Here is a 25663-nt window from a genome sequence, read left to right as displayed (position 1 = left end):
GCTTTACGCGCGGGCGTGCGCCTCGAGCAGCTGCTGCTCGGCGCGACGCAGGTAGTCGACCATGAGTGCGGCAGCCGCCGCCCGCTCCCCCGCCTCGAACTTCGCGAGAATGACGGCGTTGTCGTCGATGTAAGGCGCGTGAAACAGCGGATCGGCCACCATCGAGTGGAACACCAGCCGCATCTCGGCGAGCACCTGGGTCATCTGCGCGTTGAGGCGGTCACTTCGAGTCAGCGCGACGACGCCCGCATGAAAGTCCTGGTTGGCGCTCGCCATGCCCGGCACCGAACCGTCCCTTCGAGCGGCCCGGGCGCGCGCGATCGCGGCGTGGAGGGCATCCGTTGGCGACGCGGTCGACCAGGTCAGCGCGGCCGGTTCCAGAAAGCGTCGTACCCGGTAAATCTCACGGATATCGTCGGCGGTCGGCCGGGCCACGAAGACACCACGATTGGGGATGCGGGTAACGACGTGCTCGCCGGCGAGGGTGGCGAACGCCTCGCGCAGGGTGTTGCGAGAAACGCCGAGCACCTCGCAGAGCGGCTCCTCCGACAGTTTCGCGCCCGGCGCGAGCTGGCCGGCCGAGATGCGGTCGCGCAGCATCGAAGCCGCCCACAAGCCGGTTTCGGCGTGGCGCACGTCGACGCTCTGGCGACGCAGGTCGGGAAGGATCTCGTCGAGGGTCATAGCCACACAGTATCGACTCTCGCGCTCAATCCTCGATCTCAGCGACGACGGCGTGCACGGTCACGGCGTCGCCGACCGCCACGAGGAGTCCAACGAGCGTTCCGGAGCGGTGCGCGGCGACGGTCGATTCCATCTTCATGGCCTCCAGCACGAGCAGAGCCTCGCCCTCGGTCACCGTGGCGCCGGGCTCAACGAGCCATTTCACAACGGTGCCGCTCATAGTGGAGCGCAGTTCGGCCGGGTCGGGTTTCGGGATCGACGGCGCCACGGCAGCAGCGCCGCCCTGCACGAGCCCACCAAGCAGGTTCTCAGGCAGGCCCAGGGCCATCCGTCGCCCGTCGAGTTCGATCGTGACGGTGCGGCGGCTCACGAGCGGGGCGGCCGGGGCGAGCGAGGGGTCGTGCGCGAGTTGCTCGGCGAACTCGGTTTCAATCCAACTCGTGTACACGCCGAGCCGGTCGGGCCCGGCGAATACGGGTAGGTCGACGACCGCCCGGTGAAACGGCAACACGGTCGGCAGGCCCTCGATCTCGAACTCGGCGAGCGCCCGGCGGGCACGTCGCAGGGCCTTTGGGCGGTCAGCGCCGGTGACGATGAGTTTGGCGAGCAGCGAATCGAATTGCGGGGCAACGGCATCACCAGAACGGATGCCAGAATCCACGCGGATTCCCGGCCCGGTCGGCACGGTGAACGTCGTCACGGTGCCGGGTGATGGCAGAAATCCGCGGCCGGGGTCTTCGGCATTGATGCGGAATTCAAACGAATGGCCGCGCGGCACGGGGTCTTTCGACACCGGCAGCCCTTCGCCGGCCGCGATGGCGAGTTGGGCGAGCACAAGGTCGATTCCTGACGTCTCCTCGGTGATCGGATGCTCCACCTGCAGCCGCGTGTTGACCTCGAGAAAGGAAATGCTGCCGTCGTCGGCGAGCAGGTATTCCACGGTGCCGGCGCCGACATAGCCCGCCTCACGGCAGATGGCTTTCGCCGACGTGTAGATGAGATCGTGCTGGTCTGCGGTAAGAAAAGGGGCTGGCGCCTCTTCGACCAGTTTCTGGTTGCGGCGTTGCAGCGAGCAGTCGCGGGTGCCGACGACGATCACGTTGCCGTTCCCGTCGGCCAGAATCTGAGCCTCGACGTGCCGGGGCTTGTGCAGAAAGCGCTCAACGTAGCATTCGCCGCGGCCGAAGGCTGCAACGCTCTCGCGCACCGCCGAGTCGAACGATTCCTCGATGGCGTCGAGTTCCCAGACCACCTTCATGCCGCGGCCGCCGCCGCCGAACGCCGCCTTGATGGCAACCGGCAGGCCATGTTCCTCAGCGAAGGCGCGCACCTCGGCGGCGGTCTCGACGGTGCCGTTCGAACCGGCCACGAGTGGAGCGCCCACCCGCACGGCAATCTCGCGTGCCGAGACCTTGTTGCCGAGCACCCGGATGCTTTCCGGGCTCGGGCCGATCCAGGTCAGCCCTGCGTCCTGCACGGCTTGGGCGAAGTCGGCGTTCTCGGAGAGAAAGCCGTACCCGGGGTGCACCGCATCCGCGCCGGCCCGGCGAGCGATGGCGAGCAGTTTCGGCACGTTGAGATAGGTGTCGGCCGGGCTGTTGCCGCCCAGGGCGTAGGCCTCGGTAGCCAGACCAACGTGCAGCGCATCGGCGTCGACGTCGGCGTAGACGGCCACGGAGTCAAGCCCCGCGTCTGAGCAACCACGAATGATGCGCACGGCGATTTCGCCGCGGTTGGCAATGAGTACTTTCTGCACGGTTCAGCTCTCGTTCGGGGTTTCAGTGGTGACGGCGGCAAAGCGGATGCGCGCGCCCGTGCCGAGTTGCGCCGCCCGGTCCAGGTCGGCGTGCAGCACGACGCCGAGCACCGGGTAACCACCCGTGACCGGGTGGTCGCCGAGGAACAACACCGGAATGCCCGAAGCTGGCAGCTGGATCGCGCCGGACACGGTGCCCTCGCTTGGCAGTTCACCGCCGTGCGCGCGTTCAAGGGCCGGCCCGTCCAGACGCAGGCCGATGCGGTTCGACTGGGCGGTGACGGCCCAGTCGGTGCGGTCGAAACCGGCGAGCGTGTCGGCGCTGAACCAGTCAGCACGGGGGCCGAGAACATAGCGCAGCACGGTCACCGCGTCCGGCGGGTCGACCGCGGGTTCAGCAGCACCGACCACGCTCGTTGGAGGGGCCGGCAACACCCGTAATCCGGTGCCGGCCACGAGCGGCCCCGGGCCGATGCCCGACATCGAGTCGGTCGAGCGGCTACCGAGCACGAGCGGCAGGTCCAAGCCGCCGCGCACGGCGACGTAGCTGCGCACGCCCCACGCGGGGACGTCGAGGGTCAACCGTTCGCCGGCGTGCAGCGCGAAGGGCGCGTCGGTGGGCACGACGCGGGGGTCGGCATCCGTTTTGCTGATCGTGATGAGAACGGAGGCTCCCGCCACCGCGACCACCTGCTCGGTGCGCGCGTCGAGTACGAGGCCGCCGAGGGCGTTTTCGAGCACGGCGGCGGAGGCGGGGTTACCGACCAGGCGATTGCTGCGGCGCAGGGCTCCGCGGTCGAGGGCGCCGGCGCCCGCCACGCCGAGGTGAGCGAGACCAGGGCGGCCGAGATCCTGCACGGTGGTCTGCGGCCCGGGTTGTACGACGAGGAGGTCGGGCGGGAGGTCGAGGACTTCGGTCCCGCTGGGCGTCGGCGCGGCACTCACGAACTCGCGCACAGCGCGGAACTGAACCCGATTGCCCGGTTGAATAAGCGCCGGCTGCTCGCGGTCGAGGCTCCACAGGGCGGCATCAGTGCGACCGATCAGCTGCCAGCCACCGGGAGTGACCCGCGGATAGACAGCCGAATAGGCGTCGGCGAGCGCCACTGCACCGGCCGGCACAGCCGCCCGCGGACTGTTGCGCCGGGCGACCCTCAGTCGGTCGTCACCCACGAGGTACGCGAAGCCGGGGGCGAAACCGCCAAACGCGGCGGTCCACAGCTGCCCGGTGTGCACTGCGATCACGCCGTCTGGGCCGAGGCCGGTGACTTCGCCGACCTCGTCGAGGTCATCCCCGTCGTAGATAACGTCAATGGTCACGAGCTCGTCGCTTTCGGCGGCGGCCGTGCGCGGTTCGATCGCGCGCAGCCTGGCGGCGAACCCGCGTGCTGCCGCCGCGGTGTCGGCCATCACGAGCACGGTTTCGGCGGCGGCAACCAGGTCCACCTGTCCAGGCAGCGGATGCTCGCGCAGCGCCTCGTAGAGCCCGAGCACTTCGCTGAGGCCCCCGAGCTGCACGAGTACGGCCCGGTCCCCAACGGGACGGATAGATCGAATGGGGGGCGGCATCCGCTACACGAAACTGGTGATGGAGACGCCGGCAGCCAGCAGCGCGGAACGCACCGCTGCGGCGAGGTGCACAGCGTCGGGGGTGTCGCCGTGCAGGCAGATGCTCGCTGCAGGCATGGCGATGACCGAGCCGTCGACGGCGACCACTGTGCCCTCCAGGGCGAGGCGAACGACCTGAGCGGTCACCGCCTCGACCGAATGCAGCACGGCTCCGGGCAGCGTGCGCGACACGAGACTGCCGTCGGGGTTGTAGGCGCGGTCGGCGAACGCTTCGGCCACTGTACGCAGCCCGGCGGTCTGGGCGATTCGTTCGATGTCGCTGTTGGGCAGAACCATCAGCGGCAGGGTCGGGTCGACGGCCATTATGGCGTCGACCACAGCCTGCGCCTGCACCGGGTGGTGGGCGATGGTGTTGTAGAGGGCGCCGTGCGGCTTCACGTAACGTACAGCGGTGCCGGCTGCGCGCGCGAGGGCCTGCACAGCGCCGATCTGGTAGATCACATCGTTGCTGAGTTCGGCTGGATCCATCTCGATGAAACGGCGGCCGAAGCCGGCCAGGTCGCGGTACCCGGGGTGTGCGCCCACCGTGACGCCGGCGGCGGCCGCCGCGGCGCAGGTCGCGCGAATTGTCGTTGGATCACCGGCGTGGAAGCCGCCGGCCACATTGACGCTCGTGACCGAGGCGATGATGGCAGCGTCGTCGCCGAATGTCCAGTTGCCGAAGGACTCCCCGACGTCGCTGTTCAGATCGATGGTTGGCATGGTCCCCGTCTTCCGTTCCCCCTAGACTGCCGTATTTCCAACTATTGTTCAACAATCGAGCCTAAATCGAGTGCTCTTCCGACCAGATCCCGACAAAGATACCCGCGTTTGCACCCCATAATGGGCGCCGCCCATAAGGAGTGAACAACGACTGCACTGCCGAATATTGTAGGAATACTCGCGGCAAAACAGTCCGCTGGATGCGATCGATGACTGGAGTCTCCCACATCGGCAAAATCTTCTTCACCCTCGGCGGCGCCGACCACGTTTGTCCCGGCAACTCGGTCTCGGCCGCGAATGAGAACACCGTCGTCACCGCAGGACACTGCGTCAACGAGGGCCCGGGAAATTTCGCCACACGACTCATCTTCGTGCCCGCCTACGAGAACGGCTCAGCACCGTTCGGCCAGTGGAACGCCACCGAGCTGTACGCTCCCACCCAGTGGAGCAACAGCGGTGACATCAGCTATGACACCGGCTTCGCCATCGTTTCCTCACCCACCGGCTCGTCTCTGAGCGACAGTGTCGGCGCGTCGGGCGTCACCTTCAACCAGAGCCGCGGCCTTACGTACACCGCCTACGGCTATCCGGCAGCCGCACCGTTCAACGGTGAGACCCTGCAGTCCTGCTACGGCACCGCCACCCCTGACCCCTACGGCCAAACCCAGTCGCAGGGCATCCCCTGCGACATGACCGGCGGATCGTCGGGCGGCCCGTGGATGATCGGCAGCGGTTCCACCGGCCTGCAGAACTCGGTCAACAGTTTCGGCTACAACAACATCGCGAACACTATGTTCGGACCCTACTGGGGGTCTGTCATCGAGAACACCTATGTCGCCGCATCCGCGTGACCCGAGCGACAAACGCCCGGCTGCCCGGCAGCGCCTCGACTCCGATGTCGAGGACTGGACTGACGAACGGATGCGCGCGGCCCGGCCGCGCGTAATCCGCCTCAACCCCGACGGGTCACGCGAGCTCGACGACGCCACGACCGTGCCGGAGGCCAAACGGGCCGCCGACGCAATCCTGAACCAGTGAAAACCCCGTCCGAGACTTGGACGGGGCTTTCACTGGTTGATCGGATGACTAGACCGGAGCAGTTTCCCCGATCGTGAACGCTGCCTCTGTGGTGTCTTCGATGTCTTGCAGGCTCACGCCGGGGGCCCGCTGGCGGAGCACGAGGCCGGTCGGCGTCACGTCGAAGACGGCCGTGTCGCTGATGATGCGATCGACGACCCGCACGCCGGTGAGCGGCAGGGTGCACTCGGTGACGATCTTCGGCGTTCCGTCTTTCGCGACGTGTTCGGTGAGCACCACTACGCGCGGGGTGCCGGCTACGAGGTCCATCGCGCCGCCCATGCCCTTGACCATCTTCCCGGGAATGGTCCAGTTGGCGAGGTCACCGAGCGCGGAAACCTGCATAGCGCCGAGGATGGCAACCTTCACATGACCACCGCGGATCATGCCGAAGGAGGTCGCCGAGTCGAAGATCGCCGCCCCCGGCAGCACCGTGACGGTCTGCTTGCCGGCGTTGATGAGGTCAGCATCTTCCTCACCCGCAAACGGGAACGGCCCCATGCCCAGCAGCCCGTTCTCGCTCTGCAGCGTCACATGAATGCCCTCAGGCAGATTGTTGGCGACAAGCGTCGGGATGCCGATGCCGAGGTTCACGTAGTCGCCGTCGTTGAGTTCCTGCGCCGCGATCGCGGCCATTTCATCTCTGGTCCAAGCCATGGTTCTACTCCCTCACTACAGGCTGGCCAGAACAGGCCGGCTGCGCACGGTGCGCTGTTCGATGTCTTTGACCCGCGCCGAGGACTGGATCAAACGCTGCACGTAGACGCCCGGGGTGATGACGTGGTTCGGATCGATGCCGCCGGGCTCAACGATTACCTCGGCCTCAGCGATCGTCACGAGGCCGGCGGTTGCCACGACCGGGTTGAAGTTGCGGGCGGTGAACCGGTACTCGAGGTTACCGAGGGTGTCGGCGCGCCACGCCTTGACCAGGGCGACATCGGCGACGATGCCGCGTTCCTGCAGGTAGGTTTCGCCGTCGAAGTCGGCGAGCAGTTTGCCCTCGGCGATGAGCGTGCCGACGCCGGTCTTGGTATAGAAAGCCGGAATGCCAGCGCCCCCGGCCCGCAGCCGTTCGGCGAGCGTGCCCTGGGGGCTGAATTCAACCTCGAGCACGCCGGCCAGAAACTGCTCGGCGAACAGCTTGTTCTCACCCACATACGAGGCGATGACCTTCCGCACCTGACCGGCTTCGAGCAATACGCCCAGTCCCTTGCCGTCGACACCCATATTGTTCGAGACGACCGTGAGATCTTTCACCCCGGATGCCCGCACCGCGTCGATGAGGTCGGCCGGAATACCGCTCAGGCCGAATCCGCCGACCGCGATGACCATCCCGTCGCGCAGAACGTCGTACAGCGCCTCACTCGCGCTGGCCTGAACCTTGGACATACAGTCTCCTCATTGAGTGATGGTCATTGCTAACGTGTCCACCTTGTGGACGCTACTTCCTAACGCCATCGTATTCAGCGCCAACAAGCCCTGTCAATCGTTATAGCATTGCGACTCCATGTCATGAACAGTAGGCTTCGAATTATCCACCTTATGGACAAAGGAGTCGATATGACCGGTCAGTCGGCCACACCTGCGGCGCTGAAGGCCCGCGGCGGCCAGCTGGCCCGCCTGGCCCAACCGGTGCAGGGCGCACAGGTTGTCGGGCGCGTTGCCCTACTGCTGCGTCTCGTCGGTCAAAATCCTTTAGGCACTTCCCTGGCCGAGATCGTGCAGCACTCCGGCCTGACCCGGCCTACCGTGCACCGGCTGCTCACCTCGCTCGCCGCCGAGGGCCTGCTCGACCACGATGTCGTGCGCCATACCTGGCACTACGGCCCCGAGGTCTTCGTCATGGGAACCGTCGCCGCCGCCCGCTACCCGATCGAAGAGCTTGCCCGGCCGAGCCTCGTGCGCCTGGCCGAAGAGACCGGGGAGAGCGCCTTCCTGTCTATCCGGCGCGGCGGTGAAACCGTGTGCCTCCTCCGCGAAGAAGGCAGCTTCCCCATCCGCTCCTTCGTGCTGCACGAGGGGGTGCGATTTCCGTTGGGCGTCGCATCCGCTGGACTGGCCATTCTGGCCTATCTGCCCACAGCAGAAGTGGATGCCCTCCTCGACGACACCGACGCGTTTTCGGCTCGCTGGGGCGCGCAGCACTCACCCGCCAGCATCCGCGCCAATCTCGAACGAACCAGGGAAACCGGCTACGCGGTGAATCCCGGACTCATTCTGGAGGGCAGCTGGGGCATGGGCGCCGCGATCTTCGACCGCAGCGGCCGCCCCGGCTGGGCGCTCTCGCTGACCGGCATCGAGCCGCGGTTCAAGCCCGATCGGCAGAGGATCCTCGGTCAACTTCTGCTCGACGAGGCCAGCCGCATCAGCCAGACCCTGCAGCGCCCGCCGATCACCTAGCGGCCCGCGAGCCGAGGTATCGGTCATGCTCCGTCACACCCAAGATGCGCAGCGCACACACGCACGTGACGCCTCGGACGTTGCAGGGCATCCCGTAAGAGTTGGGCGTGATCTCTAATTCTGTCAGCTTTAGCAACGCTCGCAGATTACCGCATGCAATTTCACTGGTACGTTGCGGACAGTAGAGACGTCGGCCTTAGAAGACGTCCCACCCCGCTTTCGCGGAGCGGGATTTTCACCATAGCTCCCGTAAATTACAGGGAACTATACGCTTGTAGTCAGGGCCAGGACGCCCTGCTGTCGGCCAGGCTCGGCTCACCCTCCTGCGCCATCCACGGACAGAATAAAGCAGCCGCTCCAGAGACGAAGAAGGGCCAGCACCCTTTCGGATACTGGCCCTTCTACAGTGGAGCTAAGGAGATTCGAACTCCTGACCTTCTCATTGCGAACGAGACGCGCTACCAACTGCGCCATAGCCCCAAACTGCCTTTGAAGAATATCACGGGCTGGCCGACAGTTTTGCCCCTTTAGCGCGGGGCGTCAATTAGACCGCGCGACGGCGGCGCAGCACGGCATCGAGGTCGGTCATGCCCGGGACTGTCTCGCCGACAATACCCATCGACGCGAAGCGGCTGGGCACCGCAGCAGTGGTCGCCGCCACGACGGGCCGGGCGATCGGCGTGACCACTCGGTTGGCCTCCTCTGCGAGTACGGCGGCACGACGAGCGACCTCCGCTTCGGCGGCTGCCCTGCGCAGTTGGTTGGCCGCTTCAACGGATGCCATCGCCGTCTGCGCGATGGACCCGCGCGAGAGGTGCAGCGCTCGCGGCACCGGTTGCGGCGTCCAGGTGGCCGCGGCGACCGGAGTCTGCTCTAGCTGCACGGGTTCGAAGGTTTGCCTGATCAGCACGGGCAGCTCCATGGGGGCTTCCAGGCGAACGATGCGCGCCGAGCGTGCGACTGTGGCGAGTCTTCCGAGAACGCTAAACGCGGCGACCATTATGACTGCGCCGCCGACCAGCGCCGTGAACGAACCGGTCAGAGCGGCAGAGATCCCCGATACTGCCAGCACGAAACCGGTCAGCAGAATCAGCGACACCAGGCCGCGAAAGCGCCGAAGACGCCGAAGTTTCTTCACCGGAGACTCCGGCAGGCGCGGCGCGGCCGCGGCGGCCACAGCGGCGGCCGCGCGGCGAGCGTCGCTGGCGGCATCCGCTATCGCCTGCGCTTCAGCCCGCTCCGATTGCTCGGCCCTGGCCAGAATGCGTTGCTGCTCGGCTACTGTGCGTGCATTCGCTTCAAGCCGCACTTGCTGCGGAACCTCGGCGGTTTCAGCCAGAATACGCAGTGTCTGTTGCAATCGCACCGCATTTCGTTCGGTTGCCTGAAACTGCTTGCGGCGCGACCAGGTGGGCATCAAGTAGGCAACCCAGAGCACAGCAGCCACCGCCACCATGACCCCACCACCCAATGCCTCACTACTCATGTTGACAACGGTAAGAGGCGCGGGCACATCCGCCGAACATTACTCCCGGTGTGTCACCCAAGTTAATACACTGATTCCGCCCCCGAACAGGGAAATTCTTAACCGTCATCGGGTGATGACACGCACCGGGTGCGCGGCCGACTCCAAATCTGACGCGGTGACGCTCGCCGCATCCGCTGGTACCAGGTCATCTTGCCAGCGGCGCATGACGCCCTGGCTGAGTTCCTCGGCGACCAGGCCGAAGCAGAAATGGTCGCGCCAGTCGCCGTTGATGTGGATATACCGTCGGCGCAGGCCCTCATACCGAAAGCCGAGCTTTTCAACGACGCGCAGGCTGGCCTTGTTCTCGGGACGAATGCAGATCTCCATGCGGTGCAGGCCGAGCTGATAGAAGCAGTAGTCCGTCGCGAGCGCGACAGCCGTGGGGGTGACCGACTGGCCGGCAAACTTTTCACTGACCCAGTATCCGATGGTGGCCGACGACAGCGATCCCCAGGTGATCGACGACACGTTTAGTTGACCGGCCAGTTCGCCGTTGTGTTCCACAATGAACGGCAAGCCGTTGCCCGACCGCGAATGCGTCAACAGGCTGCGGATGCTCGCGCGCGTGTCGAAAGACATTGGGGCGTAGGGGTTGGTCGCCTCCCACTTGCGCAACCACGAGCGGTTCGCCAGCAGTTCGCCCTCGAGAGCGCGCGAATCGCGCAATCGGATGGGACGCAGGGTGACTGCTCCCTCACGGAGGGTCGGAATTGCGATCGGCACGGTTCGCCTGTCTGTCGTGGGTGAGAAGCCGGGTTGGGCGGGGAAAATCGTTAGTGCAGGGTGGCGACGAATTCGCGCAGCCACGGCTTGAGGTCGGCACCGAGATCTTCACGATCGACGGCGAGCTGCACGATCGCCTTGATGTAATCGAGCCGGTCGCCGGTGTCATAACGACGGCCACGAAAGATCAGGCCGTACACGCCGCCGGTGGACTCCGGGGTGACAGCCATCTCCTGCAGGGCATCGGTGAGCTGAATCTCGTTGCCCTTGCCGGGCGCCGTGTGTTCCAGAATATCGAAAATTTCGGGACGCAACACATACCGGCCGATGATGGCGAGGTTGGAAGGGGCATCTTCGGCGCTGGGCTTCTCGACGAGGCCGGTGATGCGCACGACGTCAGGGTCATCGGTAGCTTCGACCGCAGCCGCCCCGTACATATGAATCTGTGAAGGGTCGACCTCGAGCAGGGCAACGATGCTGGCGCCACGCTTGATCTGCTCTTCGAGCATGCGGGTCAGCAGCGGGTCGCGCGAGTCGATGATGTCGTCACCGAGCAGCACCGCGAACGGCTCGTTTCCCACGTGCATCCGCGACCGCAGTACGGCGTGGCCGAGTCCGCGCGGGTCGCCCTGCCGCACATAGTGGATGTCGGCGAGCTCGTTGGATTCACGCACCTTGGCCAGCCGGGTCTGGTCCCCCTTGCGTTCCAACATGGCCTCGAGCTCAGTCATGCGATCGAAATGGTTCTCCAGGGCGTTCTTGTTGCGCCCGGTAACCATCAGCACGTCGCTGAGCCCGGCCGCGACCGCTTCTTCGACGACGTATTGAATAGCCGGCTTGTCGACGACGGGCAGCATCTCCTTTGGCATGGCCTTGGTCGCTGGGAGGAAGCGTGTTCCGAGTCCAGCTGCGGGAATGACTGCTTTAGTTATCGGGGTACCCATGGGCACTAGGTTAGTGGCAAGTAGGATGCCTTATATGGACTCCGACATAGCTCATCGAAAGCGTGCGCTACGAGCGGAATTACGCGAACGCCGTCAGAACCTGACGTCCTCGGAGCGCGACTTCGCCACGGCCGGCTTCACGGAAAATCTGCAAAGCCTTGTTCTCGACCTGTCAGCGCGGTCGATCTCCTGCTACCTGTCAGCCCGCAACGAACCTGATACCCGGCCTTTTCTCAACTGGGCTACGGCAGAAGGCATTCGCGTTCTCTTCCCCATTTCGCGCGAAGACGGCCTGCTCGATTGGACCGTCGGCGACGGTGACGAGGAATTCACCGGAATTTCCGGCGTCCCAGAGGCCGTGGGAACCCTGCTCGGGCCAATCGCCATCAATGACGTCGACCTCATCATTGTTCCGGCGGCGGCCGTGGACGAGTCGGGACTGCGCATGGGCTGGGGTCGCGGCTACTTCGACAAGACCCTCGGCTCGATGGAGAAATGCCCGCCGGTATACGCCGTCGTCTTCGACAGCGAGTACCTCGATGAAGTTCCCCGCGAAGTGCACGATCAGCCCGTCAACGGCCTCGTGACGCCGACCCGAATCATCGCTTTCTAACCGTTTTCACCGCCTGGGACCCCGGTTCTGAACCTGCGGGGGTCTGTGCGCGCATAACCTTAGTCTTGGCAGGCGTTTGCCTGTCGGCTCAACCAGCTGGAGATGCAGTGCCTACCTACTCTTACCGTTGCACCGCGTGCGACACCGCTTTCGATATCCAGCAGGCCTTCACCGACCACTCGCTCACGGTGTGCCCGACCTGCCAGGGAAAGCTGCGCAAGGTGTTCTCCTCGATCGGCGTGACCTTCAGCGGCTCGGGTTTCTACAGCAACGATTCCAAAGCGGATGCGAAGCGGTCCAACCCGAATCTCGACCGCAAGCCGACCGAGAAATCAGCCGACAAGTCCGACTCTTCGGCGAGCAAACCCGCCGAAACCAAGTCCGCGAAGAAGTCCGACAGTACGCCGGCGAAGAAAGACAGCTCGGCGTCCTCTTCCTCCTCGTCCTCCTCCGTTCCGGCCGCGAAGGCGTCTTAGGCAGATGGCGCTGACAAAGACGGTCGCCCAAGTTATCCGTTTGGAGCACCCCGTGATCAACGGTTTCAAAGAATTCATCATGCGCGGCAACGTCATCGACCTCGCGGTCGCCGTCGTCATCGGCACCGCGTTCACCGCGCTCGTCACCGCCATCGTCACGAGCATCTTCAACCCGCTGATCGCGTCGATCTTCAGCGCCGAGTCCCTGGCAGACTCGCTCGTCCTCCCGCTCCGGGGTGGGGACGGCATTTTGTTCGGTGCCGTCATTGGCGCGCTGATCAACTTCCTGCTGATCGCTGCGGTGGTCTACTTTGCGATCGTGCTGCCGCTGAACAAGCTCAAGGAGTCGCAGGACCGCCGTCGCAACGCGGGCATTCCTGCGGCCGTCGTCGTGGACCCCACAACCGAGCTCGACCTGCTCACCGAGATCCGCGATCTGCTGGCCAAGAACGCCGCAGCCGACCAGGGCCCCAAACACTAGCAGCTACCAGTGCGGCGGGCGATCCTGCCGCAACTGTGCCTCGTTCGCGCTCGGTGCGCTGCCAGTGTGGGCGACGCCGCCCTCTTCCCGCAGTACCGGCGGGTGCGGGTTGGGGTCGGTATCCGGCGCGGGCAGAAGTCTGGCGCGCCGGGCCTTGCCTGCCGCCTTCACGATCGGCTGGCGCGCCGATCCCAGGGGTGGCACATCCTCCGAGCCGCTCACGCGCCCGGGCGTTTCGGGGTGACTGTGGGGGCGTCGCCGGCTGGAAAGGCACGCGGAGCGGCATCCGCCGCCGGAACACCGGCGATTGCGGCCACGCGCGCCGCGACGGCGTCGGGGTTGCTGAACAGTTCGAAGCTGTGCACGCGCAGGTAGTGCCAGCCGAGTCGGCGCAGCACTTCGGGGCGCAGCCGAAGCGACTCGCGCAGGCTCGCACGATTGACGACGGCATCCGTCTCGACCACGATGGCGCGGGTGCCGTAGGAGGCGGCGAGGGCCAGCTTGCCGCGGTGGCCGAGGCGCACACTGAGGCCGAGCTTCTCGAGGCGGTGGCCGAGATCGACCAGCATGGCCTCGCTCGCGTCGGGAACCTGCACCTCGTCACGACGGGCTTCGGTCTCGCTGAGCACTTGGGACAGGGCGAGAATACCGTGACGCTGGCGGTCCTCGTCGATGTCGGCGGGGCGAAAGCAGGAGACGATGTCGAGCGCGCGACGTGCACGGGTCATGCCGATCGCAAGCAGGCGTTCCCCGCCCGGTTCGCCGAGTGAACCGAAGTTCGAGAGCAGACGACCGTGTGGGGTGCGGCCGTAGCCGATCGAGAAAATGACCCGGTCGCGGCTCTGTGCCACGGCCTGCTCGAGGGTGAGTACGGTGAACGGTTCGCTGCGATCTTTGAGAATGAAGTCGGAAAGGTCGGTGCGCTTGGCAAACGCTGCGAGCACGGCCTGCTGCACCCGCACGGCGTGCCGGGTGCTCGCGGTGATCACCATAAGCGATTCGCGCGGACGCTTCGAGGCGTGGTCGAGCACGAGATCGACAACCTTCACGACCTCCGCGTCGACGCTCTCGATGGCGCCACTATCGACGTCGGGCATGCCGCGGCCGCCGGCCACATAGTTGATGGTGAGGCTGCCGTGGCCGAGAAAACTTCCGGCCCAGGGCAGGGAATCGATGCGTCCGCCGTAGAAGCGATGGTTGACGAGCTCAGCGAGGTCCTCCCCGCCAGCCCGATAGCTGCGGGTGAGCGTGAGGGTCGGCAGCAGTTCGCCGAGGCGGGCCAGGGCAGAGTCGGCGTGCAGGGCGTCCACCGACGCGTCGGGCGCAACGGTCTCCCCCGAACCGGCGATGCCGGTCTCGAATGCTGACGGCGTCTGGGTGACCGGATCGCCGAACGCGACGATCTGTCGGCCGCGGCGAATCGCACCGACGTTTTCAGCGAGGGTCGTGGCTCCGGCGTCAACCAGCAACACGGTATCGAAGGTGATCTGGTCGCTGATTCCGGCGATCTCGTAGGGCGAGGCCAGCCAGACCGGGGCGAGCACTCGACCGAGGTGGGGTGCGACGTCATTGAGTCGGGCCGGGGTGGCACGATCGGCGCGCAGCAGACGGCGCAGCTGGTCGGCTTCCTCGGGAAAGTCGACGACGCCGATCTTCCAGGTTTCGGCGAGCAACCAGGCCAGCAGCTTGCCGGTAGCGGATGCGTGGGCTTCGTCGACGAGTTTGAAATCAGCCTCGAGGCGGTCCAGCACCTGGGTGTTGGCACCCAGCAATGCCCGGTCGCTCGCGAGCATGATTTCGAGCACGGACTGCCACCAGGCCAGCTCGAGCTCGCCGGCGACGTTCTCTTCCGACACGTGGCGCTGGGACAGGTCGGTCATCAGCGGGTCAAGGTTGTGTTCGCGTAGCGTCGCCAGCAGCGCTGTGCGCTCGTGCAGGTTCGCGAGAACCTCGCTCTCAGCGGCGAGGCCGGAGATCATCGCTACCAGCTCATTCAGCTGACGCCCGGCCAGGGCCCGGGGCGTGCCGCTGGTGCCGAGCGGAATGTCGAGCAGACCGAGGTCTTCCGAGACTCGCTGAAAAGCAACGTGCACGTCGTTAATGCCGACCGGCACCTCCGGAGTGACGCCGGCAGCTGCGTAGCGCTGCCAGAGCGTTCGCTGGCTCTGGATGCGCCGCAGGCTCTCGTTCATGTCGTTGACCCGCACGCCGGGGCGCTGGTATTCCTCGGCGAGCTTTCGCAGCCTGCGCCGACTGGCCGAACTCATCTCAGACGATTCACGCCTCGACGACGTGGCGGCGATCAACTCGGTGAGCGACCGGTCGTAGACGCCGGGCTGAAATTTGTCGAGGGTTTCGCGAATATCCAGCAGCAGACGCAGGTAGATCCCGAGTTCGTTGATCGTCTCGAACGGGCGCAACCGGGTCTGACCGATCAGGCCGTTGGCGCGTTCAAGCAGCCGGGGCAGTTCGATCTGGTTGATGCGTTTGGCGAGCTGGTGCGAGTTGGAGGCATCCGCTGTGGAGGTGAACGAGGCGCCGTACCAGGGCGAGTCGCCGGGTCCGTACCGAAATTCGCCGAGAACGGCGGCCTTGATCAGGGTGTTGGCGGCGGCCGACCGGGAATGGGCGAGAAGTTCGAGGGCGTGCCGGTCGAGGCGGGCCGTGGTCGACGGCGGCTCAGACAGCTGAGCGAGCCGGGCGAGTTCGCCCAGCGCGTCGAGCACAGAGACGCCGAGAGCGGAGTCGCGACGAGTGAGCGCCGAACGGTAGTCGAGCAGCACCTTGCGCAGGCGCACGAGTGCGTCATCGACGTCGCCGACCCGCGGCTGGGCCGCTCTCTCGTTTCGGGTGATCGACTGGATCAGGTCGCGGCGCAGGGTGCGCGGGGTGACGGCGATGCCGGGCAGGCCCACCTGCACGAGGCGGCCGTGGATGCCATCGAGGCTGGAGCGGCGGGCGCTCACCACGAGCACCCGTTTGTGCTGGGCCACGAGCGAGCCGATCGCGTTGACGATCGTTTGGGTGCCACCGGTGCCGGGCAGCGTTTTCACGACGAGGGAGTTGCCGGCTGCGATCTGCGCGACAACGTTCTCCTGCTCGGAGTCGGCGTCACCGAGCAGCGTGTCGGTGGCGGGCGGGCGGGCGTCCTGCCCGATTGGTACGACCGGGTTATAGGCGGTCTCGATGTTGCGCCGAGCGGTCATGTTGCCGGCAACGGCGTCGAGCAGCGGATGGTCGAGGTTCGACGCGTCGGCGGCGAGCGCCCGGCCCACGTCTGCGAATGAGGAGACGACGAGGCGGGGTACGACGTTGAACCAGGGCAGGTGCGAGGTAAGCCCGCGCAGCCGGTCGATGACAGGTTGCGGCTTGAACGCGCCATTGGTCACGGCGAGCGCCACAAAAGCGTCGGCGTCGAGCACGATCTGAAACTGGTCTTTCAAGGCACGGGCGAGTTCGGGATTGAGAAAAGGCTGACCCTTGAGCTTGAGTTCGTAGTCGCGTCCGTACCGACGAATAGCGAGGGGACGCAGCAGCACCGGGGCACTGTAATCAATGTCCTGATAGCGCCACTCCGCAAGGCCGATGGCGAGGTTGACAGACTCGAGGCCGCGCATGGAGCGCAGTTCGATGCCTTTCTGGGTGATCTCGTTCGCGGCCAGGCGGGCGTTGCGCAGCGCCAGTTCGTCGCGAATGAGGTTGGACAGCAGCGTCGTTTTGCCGATGATGAACTGCGGCAGACCGCCGGGGTGCGTGGCGCTGAGCTCGATGCGGGTGCGGGCTTCGTCGGTGAAGTGCAGCAGGGGCGATCGTCCGCCGAGGGCTGCTAGTTCGTCGCGCCAGCGTTGCCAGACCGGTTCGGCGATGTTTCCCGCGGTGAAGGCCGGGTCGCCCAGACTGAGGTTGTGTGGACTGGTCACGTTTTGCGGGTCGACAGGGACGCCGCCCAGGTACTTGGAAAGCACGTCGTCGTCATCTTGTTTTTTATCGAGGTGCCACACAGGGATACCCTAATTGGCAAATCACCGGTTTGCCCTGAGGCGGCCGGGGTTTCGCGGGTTTTGACCCCAACTGACGTTCACAGCCAGTCGCGCCGTTTGAACACGACGTACAAGCTGACACCCATCGCGAGCATCAGGCTGAGGGCAAACGGATAGCCCAGGGCCCAATGGAGCTCGGGCATGTGGTCGAAGTTCATGCCGTAAACAGTTCCCACCAGCGTCGGTGCGAACAGGATCGCCGCCCAGCTGGAGATCTTCTTGACCTCCTCGCTTTGCGCGAGGCTCGTCTCTGACAGGTGGCGCATTTCGTCGTTCTGGCGCTGGCCGACCAGGGTGCTGTGCACGGTGAGCGCGTTCTGCAGCAGTTGCCGAAAAGCGTCGCCACGCTCCACGACCCGCAGGGTGTGATCGAGCACGTCACGCAGGTGCCGGTGCAGTTCCAAATCGACGTTGTATTTATCGAAGCCACGCTGCATGGACTCGAACATGGTCACGAGCGGTTGGGTTGCCCGCTGAAACTCGATCACCTCGCGCGACAGCGCATAGATGCGCCGGGAGACCTCCGGGTCGCCGTCGAACAGCTGGTCTTCAATCTCGTCGATGTCGTTTTCGAGGCCGGCGACGACCGGTACGTATTCGTCGACGACCTGGTCAAGAAGGGCGTAGAGCACGGCTTCCGGACCGAGTGCGAGCAAGTGCGGCGTCTGCTCCATGCGCTCCCGCACCTGCGCGAGGTTGGGCGATTCAGCGTGGCGGATGGTGACGACGAAATCCGGCCCGACGAACACGTGCAGCTCGCCAAATTCGACGCGCTCCTCGTCGTCCATGTAGCGTGCCGGGCGCAACACCACGAACAGGATGTCCCCGTACCGCTCGATCTTCGACCGTTGGTGACCGGCGAGCGCATCCTCCACGGCTAGATGGTGCAGGCTGAACTCGGTGGCGACGGCCCGCACCTCCAACTCGCTCGGCCGATACAGGCCGATCCAGGCGAAACCCTTGTTCTGTTTCATGACTTCAAAGGTCTCGTCGAGCGTGTGCGGGGTGGAGACCCGGTGCCCATCCACGTAAACCGCATTATCAACCAGCGCCATCGGCTCTCCTTGTTCGATCTTCAAGTGTGTCATTCGCCTACACCGCCCGGTAACGTTTGAGGGTGCCGCAAACGGATGTCTCCCTTTTTCTCGCTCCGCGCGCGACGCTCCCCCAGACCGACCGCGCACGGCTCACCGCCGCCGTGGCCCTGGTCTGCTCGGCGCGGGGCCCGGTCACCATCGAGCAACGCTGCGAGCACTGCGGCGGAGCGCATGGCCGCCCGCGCGTCCTGGCGCCAAGCGCGGTGCACGTGAGCCTGAGTCGAGCCGGCCATACCGTCGCCGTCGCCGTCTCCCTGGTCGGGCAGATCGGGGTCGACATCGAGAGCGTCACGGCGGTCGGCCGTGCCGGGTTCGATGATGTCGCGTTCAATGCGACCGAGCGCACAGCGCTGGCCGCTGTGCCGATCGGCGAGCGCGACCGGGCGCGCGCCCGGATCTGGACCACGAAGGAAGCTCTGCTCAAGCTCTCGGGCCAGGGCCTGACGGTGGACCCGCGAGAGCTGACTGTGGGGTGGGCGGGGGCATCCGTTTTATGGAGATGGCCGACTTCCACCCTCGATCTGAGCCGGGTGCACGTCGTGGGCTTCGACGCAGGCCCCGGACTGATCGGCACCCTCGCCGTTTTCAGTGCGGAGACCCCCGAGGTGGAGCTGCGCCGCGATTCGTAGGCTCGGCGCCAGCGTGCGGCCATCCGTTTCACGCCACGCGGGAGTTGCGCCGCTGCGCGGGAGGCGCAACTCCCGCGCACTGGCGCAAGTCCAGCGCGACGCGTGGTGCTGGAGTTCCGCCCAGACCGGAACTCCCGCGCACTGGCGCAAGTCCAGCGCGACGTGTGCACCCCGCCGTTATGGCTGGGGGCGTTCCAGGCCGCGCAGGGCGCGCTGCGGGCCGGGCTGCAGTCCGAGCTCCAGGAGCCGCCGCCGCAGGGAGTACTGGCTCATCCCGACCGAAGCCGGCCAGCGGGTGAATCCATGTACCTGACGGCGAATTCCGTCCTCGCGCAGCTTCTCGTCATACTGTACCTGCTCGGGAGAGCGACCGGCCAGATACTTCGCGTTGAAATACTTGTCCCGACCGTCGCACTCCCCCACACCGTCGATCTCGGGCCAGTAGAAGTCGGTCTCGCACTCCTTGCCATCGATGATGAACGGATGCTGCAGTTCCGGTTCGGGAAAGCCGCTCAGGGCGATGTTCACCCGACTAGCCGATTCCGCTGGCGAACCGGAGAGATGCGTTCCGAACTGGATGATCGCGCGGGCGCGGCGGGAACCGCGAAAGGGCAGCATCCGCTCAAGCGTGGCCAGAAGCGCAACCTTGGTAGTCAGGGTTAGGGTGCGTCTAAACCGGTCCTGATAGAGCGCGCGGTCGACCACTGCCACGGCGGATTTCAGATCGAGGGTCGCCGCCAAATCGACCACGGTGCGGTCGACGGTCGTCACGAGTAGTCCGTCGATGGTCGTGACGTCGCGGGAATCCATGCCGAGAGCATGCCTGCGAATACCCGGATCCGATCGTCCGCCCGAGGCTCGTTCGGTGAGCAGATGCACCTCCCCCGGCCAGCCGACGAGCATCGGCAGCCCCCAGAGCACGGCGGCCGAGTGGTGGCAGAGCACCGCCTGACCGCGCCGGATGAGGGCAGCCCCGCGCACCCGGATCAGATAGCGCTGGTCCTCCCGCAATTGGTTCCAACGCGCGCTGGGGTAGTACAGACCGCGGCTCACCCGCTGCAGTCGGCCCCGTGTTGATTCCCGTCGCAAGCGAAAATCGACGCCCAGGGCGCTTGCCAGATCAGACGCGAGGATGAGGCCGTTGCAAGGATCGGGGTCGGTGCTCGTTTGGGAGATGAGGCCGGCGCCGCCTCGGGGAACGATGTCGAAGCTGGCGCTGGGTTCTGGGTCGGGCTGAGACATAGAACCAGAGTGTCCGGAAGGCGCCTGCTGCGGGAGGCGGCTTGCCCCCTCCGTGCAGAACCCAGGGCCCACACCCACCTGTGGAGGAGGAACACGCGGTTCGTCACGGCGTGCCATCCACTGAGCGACGGATGACCGCGAGCATCCGTTTCACGCCACGCGGGAGTTGAGCCGCTGCGCGGGAGGCGGAACTACCGCGTACTGGCGCAGGTCCAGCGCTACGAAATGCGCGGGAGTACTGGCCAAGGCGCAACTCCCACGCAGCGCAACCACACCCACGCCCGAACCCGGCCACGCCTCGTGCCCTGTAATCAGAGGCTCGGCAGCGCGCTGTCCTGCACCCAGCGGGCCACGAACCCGCCGATCGCCCGGCTGCCGGTGTGTTCGGAGAAAAATTCTATGAAGTCGTCGGTCGAGACCTGCCCGTATCGCCGGGCCGCCGTGTAGGCGCGCAGGGTCGCGAAGAAGTCCTCGTCGCCGAGAGATTTGCGAATGGCGTGCAGGGCGAGCGCGCCTCGTTTGTAGACACGGTCATCGAACATGGCGTGCGGGCCGGGGCCGCCGACGAAAATGTCACGGGGCAGCGCCGCAACGCGGCCGCGGTGCAGCACGGCGAGGGCGTCGGCCGTGCGGCCACCGCGCTGCTCCTCCCAAAGCCATTCTGCGTAGCACGCGAAGCCCTCCTGTAACCAGATGTCCTGCCAGCGGGCCACGGTCAGGCTATTGCCGTACCACTGGTGTGCCAGCTCGTGGGCGATCAGCCGGTCGCTGCCGTGCTCGCCGTCGATGTGGTTGCTTCCAAATATGGCCAGGCCGTGCGCCTCGAGTGGAATCTCCAGCTCGTCGTCGGTCACGACGACCGAGTAGGACGCGAACGGATAGGCCCCGAACCGGTCGGCGAAAAACGCGATCATCTCGGTGAGGCGGGCGAAGTCGATACCGACACGGGTCGCCAGATGGGCGGGAAAGTACAGGCTGTGCGCGACCGGAGTGTTGGCCAGGTCAAGGCGGCGGTAGCGGCCGATCAGCACCGTGGCGAGGTAGGTCGCCATCGGCTCGCGCACGTCGAAGATCCAGGTGGTGCGGCCGGAACGGCTCGACCGGCTCGACAACACCCCGTTCGACACCACGGTGTAGCTGGATTCGCAGGCGATCGTGATGCGATAGGTGGCCTTGTCGCTCGGGTGGTCGTTGCATGGAAACCAGGAAGGGGCCCCGCACGGCTGCCCGGAGACGAGCACGCCGTCGTCGAGTTCTTCCCAGCCGACGTCGCCCCAGGCGCTGCGCACCGGATGCGGCGCTCCGCGATAGCGCACCACCACCTCAAATACGGCCCCGGCGTCGATGGTCGTGGCGAGGCTGATCACCAGCTTACGAGCGCTGTGGGTGACTTTCGTCGGCCGTGCGCCGTTCACGGTGACTTTCTCCACAGTGAGCCCGGCGAAGTCGAGGCTGAACCGGTCGAGCATCATGAGGGACCGCGCGGTAATGATCGCGGTCGCATTCAACCGGTTGGTGGCTACTCGGTAGTCCAGGGTCACGTCGTAGTGCACGGCGGTATAGCCACCATTTCCGCTGGTGGGAAGGTAGGGGTCACCGGCGCTGGCCGACCCGTAGGTCGTCTGCTTAGTCTGAGCCATCGCTGAACTATCCACGCTCAACGAGCCCACGGCGGCTGGTGCCACGGCGTGATCGGGTTGCCAGACCAGAGCGAACCGGTCGGCACCCGTTCGCCGCGCATCACGAGCGAGCCGGGCCCGACGGTCGCCCCGGCATCGATGGACGCCGCCGGCAGAATGACTCCGTTAGGCCCGAGCGTGGCGCCCTCGGCGAGCACGACCACGTCAAGCTGCATGATCCGGTCGTGAAACAGATGAGTTTGCACGACGCAGCCGCGGTTCACGGTGCTGCCAGCCCCCAGCCGCACCAGGTCGGCTTCCGGCAGCCAGTACGTTTCGCACCAGACGCCCTTGCCCACGGTGGCACCGAGGGTGCGCAGCCACACGGCGAGCGCCGGCGTGCCAGATGCCTTCTCGGCAAACCACGGCCGAGCCACCATCTCGACGAAACTGTCCGACACCTCGTTGCGCCAGATGAACGATGACCAGAGCGGATGCTCCGACGCGTCAATGCGCCCGACCAGCGTCCACTTGACCACCGTCGTGACCCCGGCAGCCACCGCACCGGCCGTGAGCATGACTACCCCCGAGAGGCCGATCGCTGCACCGAGGCCGAGCTGCAGCCAGAGCAGGTCTAGCAACGCCAGTACCAGAAGGGCGATCCAGGCGGTGGTGAAGCTGGCCACGATGCGCAGCAGTTCCCACAGCGAACGGGCTACTTTCAGGCGAACGGGAGGGTGGAAGGTTCGCGAGTCATCGGCATCCGTTTGCCTGCGGCGCAGGCGGGCCGGCGGGTTGCCGAGCCAGCTCGAGCCGCGTTTGGCTTTGCGGGGCGTCGACGAGAGCACCGCGACAAGCCCATTGCGCGGCACGGTGCGGCCGGGGCCGGCCATGCCGCTGTTGCCGAGGAAGGCCCGGCGGCCTACCTTGGCGGGCCCGATATGCATCCAGCCGCCGCCAAGTTCGTAGCAGGCGACCATGGTGTCGTCGGCGAGAAACGCGCCAGGTGCAATGGTCGTGAGCGAGGGCAGCAGCAACACGGTCGACGCCTCGACATCGGCGCCGACTTTAGCCCCGAGTAGTCGCAGCCAGGTGGGCGTGAGCAGGCTCGCGTAGACCGGAAACAACACCGTGCGGGCACCGTCGAGAGTGCGTTCGGTCATCCAGACCTGCCAACCGATACGGCTGCGCACGGGATAGTAACCCTCCCGCAGGCCAACGCCGAGCGCGCGCACGAAGGCAATCACCAGAAGCGCATAGGCGAGGCCGCCGCCAACGACGGCGACCGGCATGATCAGAGCCGCGCGCAGCACAGCAACGCCGAGGCTGTCGGCGTTGCCGACGGCGGCGCCGACGATGAGCACGCCGAGCACGATTGCAATCGTAGGGATAGCGGTCATCGCCACCGACCCGGCCGCGAAGGCGCCAAGCCAGCGACTGGCGCGCGACGGACGTTCGGCCGGCCACGGGCGGCGGCCCGATCCGACACGGCGAGCGGGGGAACCGGCCCACCGCTCCCCGGCTGGCACACGCGACGAGACCGCGGAACCGGGTTCAATCTCGGCGCCGTCGCCAACGTGGGCGCCCCCGAGCAGGGTGCTGCGGGAGCCGATCCGAGCATCGGCACCGACATGCAGATGGCCAATGCGGAGCACGTCACCGTCGACCCAGTGCCCGGCCAGGTCGACCTCGGGTTCGATCGAGGCCTGAGCACCGATGGTGAGCAGCCCGGTAACCGGCGGCAACGAGTGCAGGTCCACCTCGGAGCCGATCTCGGCGCCGAGGGCCCGCGCGTAGTAGCTGATCCAGGGCGCCCCGGCGAGACTCGCCGCGTCGACGAGCAGCGCGATCTGTTCGGCCAGCCATAGCCGCAGGTGCACGGAGCCGCCCCGCGGATAGTTGCCGGGCATCACGTCGTGCAGCAACAGTCGGGCCGCCACCACGGCGATGAGCATCTTGCCGGGCGGGGTCACAAACAGTGCAAACCCAAGCGCTACCCACCACCACGACAGGGTCGGGGCGAAGGTCGCGCCGGCCAGGCTGAGCAGGTTGTTGGCGATGGCGAGGTAAACCAGCCAGCGGGCGCCGCTCAGCACGTGCAGCGGAATACCGAGCACCGTCTGGGCAAACTGACTGCGAGCCGGCGTCGGCAACACCTGCCGTACGACAGTCGGCGTCACGGGGGTGCGCGCGTCGAGTTCCTCGGCGAGCGACCCGATGCGCGGGTGATCGTACAGGTCGGCGACGGTGGTTTCGGGGTGGCGGGCGCGCACGGCTGACACGAACTGCGCGGCCGAGAGCGAGCCGCCGCCCTGGGCGAAGAAATCGTCGTCGGGCCCGGTCACCGGCACCCCCAAAATGGATGCCCATGCCTCCGCCAGCCAAGCCGCCGTCGGTGACAGCGCCTTCGCATCGTCGTCCAACCCGGGCTGCGAGGCGGGCAATGGCCACGGCAATGCCGCCCGGTCGACCTTGCCAGAGGTGCGGGTGGGCAGCGCATCGACGATGGCGAGCAGCGGCACGAGCGCGGCCGGCAGTTCGTCCCGCAGCCTGACGATCGCGGCCTGCCGGTCGAACGGCGCGCTGGTGGTGGTCAGAGCGATGTAGCCGACCAGAATGTGGTTACCGGCCGGGGTGGTCTGCACCACAGCGGCACCGCCGGCCACTCCGTCGAGAGCGCTCAGGGCAGCATCCACTTCACCGAGCTCGATGCGGCGCCCGCCGAGTTTCACCTGGTCGTCAGCACGGCCAGCGAAGACCAGACCGCGTGGGTCGAAACGTACGAGGTCGCCGCTGCGGTAGGCGCGGCTCCAGCCGAGCTGCGGGTGCGGAGCATACTTCTCGGCGTCCTTGGCGGCGTCGAGGTAACGGGCAAGACCCACGCCGCCGATAATGAGTTCGCCGGTCTCTCCTTCCGCGACCCGGTCGCCGTGGGCGTCGACGACGGCGAGGTCCCAGCCGTCGAGCGGCAGGCCGATACGCATCTCGCCGACACCGTCGACGAGTGCTCCGCAGGCTACGACGGTCGCTTCGGTGGGGCCGTAGGTGTTCCAGACTTCCCGGCCGCGGGCATTGATGCGGGCGACCAGTTCGGGCGGGCAGGCCTCGCCGCCGAAGATCAGCAGCCGCACTGCCTCGAGTGATTCTTCTGGCCAGAGCGCGGCGAGGGTTGGCACGGTCGAGACGACGGTGATGCCGTGGGCGATCAGCCAGGGACCGAGGTCAGCGCCGCTGCGCACCAGGGAGCGCGGGGCCGGCACCAGGCAGGCGCCGTTGCGCCAGGCCAGCCACATCTCTTCGCAGCTCGCGTCGAAGGCCACTGACAGGCCGGCCAGAACTCGGTCGCCCGTTCCGATCGGCTCGTCGTGCAGGAATAATTCCGCTTCAGCATCGACGAACGCCGCGGCTGAACGGTGCGTGACAGCGACGCCCTTGGGCACACCGGTTGAGCCGGAGGTGAAGATAACCCAGGCGTCGTCGTCGGGCGTCGGAATGTTGCCGCTCGGAAAGACCAAAGCTGGGTCGTCGTGTGGCGGCACGGGTCGCCCCTGTAATGCTTGCAGGTCCAGGGCCTCGCGCGGCGCGAACACACTGTTCTCGCCGATGATGCCGACCACGTGTGCTTCGGCGAAGACCAGGCGGGCGCGTTCCTCCGGATCGTCCGCATCGACCGGAACATAGGCTGCGCCGGCGAATAGCGTGGCCAAGATCGAGACATACAGGTCGCGGGTTCCAGAGGGAATGCGAATGCCTACGGTGTCCCCGCGGCGTACTCCGGCCAGGCTCAGCGCGTTCGCCTGGGTTTGCACCCGCCGCAGCATGCCGCGATAGCTGATCGTGCCGGCCAAGTCTTCCAGGGCCAAAGCATCCGGATGCTGCGCTGCGGTGTACGCGAAAACGTCGGCGAGGGTGCGGGCAGGCATGGCCAGATGACCCGCTGAGAGCACATCCTGGGCGTAGCCGCTGTCGCCCGCTGGGCTGTACTGGTGCTCGCTCACACGACTCCTCGTTCAGGTCGTGGCA

Annotated in this window: 20 protein-coding genes, 1 tRNA gene and 1 pseudogene; 7 read left to right on the top strand and 15 right to left on the bottom strand. The window is 66.3% G+C overall.

Annotated elements, in window-relative coordinates; translation table 11 throughout:
• Nucleotides 1–3: 3 nt before the first annotated feature.
• From CXY70_RS09300 to CXY70_RS09285, 4 genes are read right to left on the bottom strand one after another with little or no spacing between them, the layout of a single operon-like run.
• Nucleotides 4–684, bottom strand: a complete 681-nt coding sequence (locus tag CXY70_RS09300; RefSeq protein ID WP_104192085.1) for a GntR family transcriptional regulator — start codon at nucleotides 682–684, stop codon at nucleotides 4–6.
• Between the two features lie 25 nt (nucleotides 685–709).
• Nucleotides 710–2440, bottom strand: a complete 1731-nt coding sequence (locus CXY70_RS09295; RefSeq protein ID WP_104192084.1) for a biotin carboxylase N-terminal domain-containing protein — start codon at nucleotides 2438–2440, stop codon at nucleotides 710–712.
• Between the two features lie 3 nt (nucleotides 2441–2443).
• Nucleotides 2444–4009, bottom strand: a complete 1566-nt coding sequence (locus CXY70_RS09290; RefSeq protein WP_104192083.1) for a 5-oxoprolinase/urea amidolyase family protein — start codon at nucleotides 4007–4009, stop codon at nucleotides 2444–2446.
• A 3-nt stretch (nucleotides 4010–4012) separates the two neighbouring features.
• Complete coding sequence (locus CXY70_RS09285) at nucleotides 4013–4771, bottom strand: LamB/YcsF family protein (protein ID WP_104192082.1); 759 nt, start codon at nucleotides 4769–4771, stop codon at nucleotides 4013–4015.
• A 203-nt stretch (nucleotides 4772–4974) separates the two neighbouring features.
• Between CXY70_RS09285 and CXY70_RS09280 the strand changes: the two are divergent.
• A pseudogene (locus tag CXY70_RS09280) lies at nucleotides 4975–5622 on the top strand (serine protease); the annotation flags it as partial.
• Nucleotides 5603–5809 carry a hypothetical protein gene (locus CXY70_RS09275; RefSeq protein WP_104192081.1) on the top strand — a complete coding sequence of 69 codons (207 nt, stop codon included), beginning with the start codon at nucleotides 5603–5605 and terminating at the stop codon, nucleotides 5807–5809. The pseudogene CXY70_RS09280 and the gene CXY70_RS09275, both read left to right, overlap by 20 nt.
• Before the next feature lie 48 nt (nucleotides 5810–5857).
• Here CXY70_RS09275 and CXY70_RS09270 read toward each other — a convergent pair whose 3' ends face one another.
• On the bottom strand, nucleotides 5858–6505 hold the full coding sequence (locus CXY70_RS09270) for a CoA transferase subunit B (protein ID WP_104192080.1): 648 nt from the start codon (nucleotides 6503–6505) through the stop codon (nucleotides 5858–5860).
• A gap of 15 nt (nucleotides 6506–6520) precedes the next feature.
• Complete coding sequence (locus CXY70_RS09265; protein ID WP_104192079.1) at nucleotides 6521–7237, bottom strand: CoA transferase subunit A; 717 nt, start codon at nucleotides 7235–7237, stop codon at nucleotides 6521–6523.
• Between the two features lie 171 nt (nucleotides 7238–7408).
• Between CXY70_RS09265 and CXY70_RS09260 the strand changes: the two genes are divergently transcribed.
• Complete coding sequence (locus CXY70_RS09260; protein WP_104192190.1) at nucleotides 7409–8248, top strand: IclR family transcriptional regulator; 840 nt, start codon at nucleotides 7409–7411, stop codon at nucleotides 8246–8248.
• Between the two features lie 407 nt (nucleotides 8249–8655).
• Here the strand turns inward: CXY70_RS09260 and CXY70_RS09255 are convergent.
• From CXY70_RS09255 to galU, 4 genes are all read right to left on the bottom strand, one after another.
• Nucleotides 8656–8728, bottom strand: a tRNA-Ala gene (locus CXY70_RS09255).
• A gap of 64 nt (nucleotides 8729–8792) precedes the next feature.
• Complete coding sequence (locus CXY70_RS09250) at nucleotides 8793–9734, bottom strand: hypothetical protein (RefSeq protein WP_104192078.1); 942 nt, start codon at nucleotides 9732–9734, stop codon at nucleotides 8793–8795.
• Between the two features lie 105 nt (nucleotides 9735–9839).
• Nucleotides 9840–10499 (bottom strand): GNAT family N-acetyltransferase, encoded by a 660-nt coding sequence (locus CXY70_RS09245; protein ID WP_104192077.1) that lies wholly within the window; start codon nucleotides 10497–10499, stop codon nucleotides 9840–9842.
• A gap of 50 nt (nucleotides 10500–10549) precedes the next feature.
• Nucleotides 10550–11443: a UTP--glucose-1-phosphate uridylyltransferase GalU gene (gene galU / locus CXY70_RS09240; RefSeq protein ID WP_104192076.1), complete on the bottom strand. Its 894-nt coding sequence runs from the start codon at nucleotides 11441–11443 to the stop codon at nucleotides 10550–10552.
• 34 nt (nucleotides 11444–11477) lie between these two features.
• On the opposite strand from galU, the gene CXY70_RS09235 reads away from it, so the two are divergent.
• The 3 genes from CXY70_RS09235 to mscL all read left to right on the top strand — a co-directional run bounded on the left by CXY70_RS09235 (nucleotide 11478) and on the right by mscL (nucleotide 13013).
• Nucleotides 11478–12056 (top strand): 5-formyltetrahydrofolate cyclo-ligase, encoded by a 579-nt coding sequence (locus CXY70_RS09235; protein WP_104192075.1) that lies wholly within the window; start codon nucleotides 11478–11480, stop codon nucleotides 12054–12056.
• A 107-nt stretch (nucleotides 12057–12163) separates the two neighbouring features.
• A complete protein-coding gene (locus CXY70_RS09230) occupies nucleotides 12164–12532 on the top strand; it encodes an FmdB family zinc ribbon protein (RefSeq protein ID WP_104192074.1) in 369 nt (122 codons plus the stop codon).
• Between the two features lie 4 nt (nucleotides 12533–12536).
• Entirely contained in the window at nucleotides 12537–13013 is a 477-nt protein-coding gene (gene mscL / locus CXY70_RS09225) for a large conductance mechanosensitive channel protein MscL (protein ID WP_233205859.1), read from the top strand.
• 218 nt (nucleotides 13014–13231) lie between these two features.
• Here the strand turns inward: mscL and CXY70_RS09215 are convergent, their stop codons facing one another.
• The gene (locus CXY70_RS09215; RefSeq protein ID WP_104192072.1) at nucleotides 13232–17014 is read right to left on the bottom strand and encodes an ATP-binding protein; all 3783 of its coding nucleotides are present in this window, start codon (nucleotides 17012–17014) and stop codon (nucleotides 13232–13234) included.
• Nucleotides 17015–17091: 77 nt separating this feature from the next.
• Entirely contained in the window at nucleotides 17092–18108 is a 1017-nt protein-coding gene (locus tag CXY70_RS09210) for a magnesium and cobalt transport protein CorA (RefSeq protein ID WP_104192071.1), read from the bottom strand.
• Between the two features lie 62 nt (nucleotides 18109–18170).
• On the opposite strand from CXY70_RS09210, the gene CXY70_RS09205 reads away from it, so the two are divergent.
• Nucleotides 18171–18779, top strand: coding sequence for a 4'-phosphopantetheinyl transferase superfamily protein (locus CXY70_RS09205; protein WP_158250951.1), 609 nt, complete (start codon nucleotides 18171–18173; stop codon nucleotides 18777–18779).
• Between the two features lie 177 nt (nucleotides 18780–18956).
• On the opposite strand, the gene CXY70_RS09200 is transcribed toward CXY70_RS09205, so the two are convergent.
• The 3 genes from CXY70_RS09200 to CXY70_RS09190 form a co-directional block, all read right to left on the bottom strand.
• The gene (locus CXY70_RS09200) at nucleotides 18957–20021 is read right to left on the bottom strand and encodes a hypothetical protein (RefSeq protein WP_104192069.1); all 1065 of its coding nucleotides are present in this window, start codon (nucleotides 20019–20021) and stop codon (nucleotides 18957–18959) included.
• 311 nt (nucleotides 20022–20332) lie between these two features.
• Nucleotides 20333–21661 carry a M1 family metallopeptidase gene (locus CXY70_RS09195; protein WP_104192068.1) on the bottom strand — a complete coding sequence of 443 codons (1329 nt, stop codon included), beginning with the start codon at nucleotides 21659–21661 and terminating at the stop codon, nucleotides 20333–20335.
• 17 nt (nucleotides 21662–21678) lie between these two features.
• Entirely contained in the window at nucleotides 21679–25563 is a 3885-nt protein-coding gene (locus tag CXY70_RS09190) for a Pls/PosA family non-ribosomal peptide synthetase (RefSeq protein ID WP_104192188.1), read from the bottom strand.
• Nucleotides 25564–25663: the final 100 nt, after the last annotated feature.

It is taken from the genome of Cryobacterium sp. Y82 (assembly GCF_002929495.1).
Classification (GTDB): Bacteria; Actinomycetota; Actinomycetes; order Actinomycetales; family Microbacteriaceae; genus Cryobacterium; species Cryobacterium serini.
Note: the sequence above shows the minus strand (reverse complement) of the source record. Positions and strands in the feature narration are given on the sequence as shown.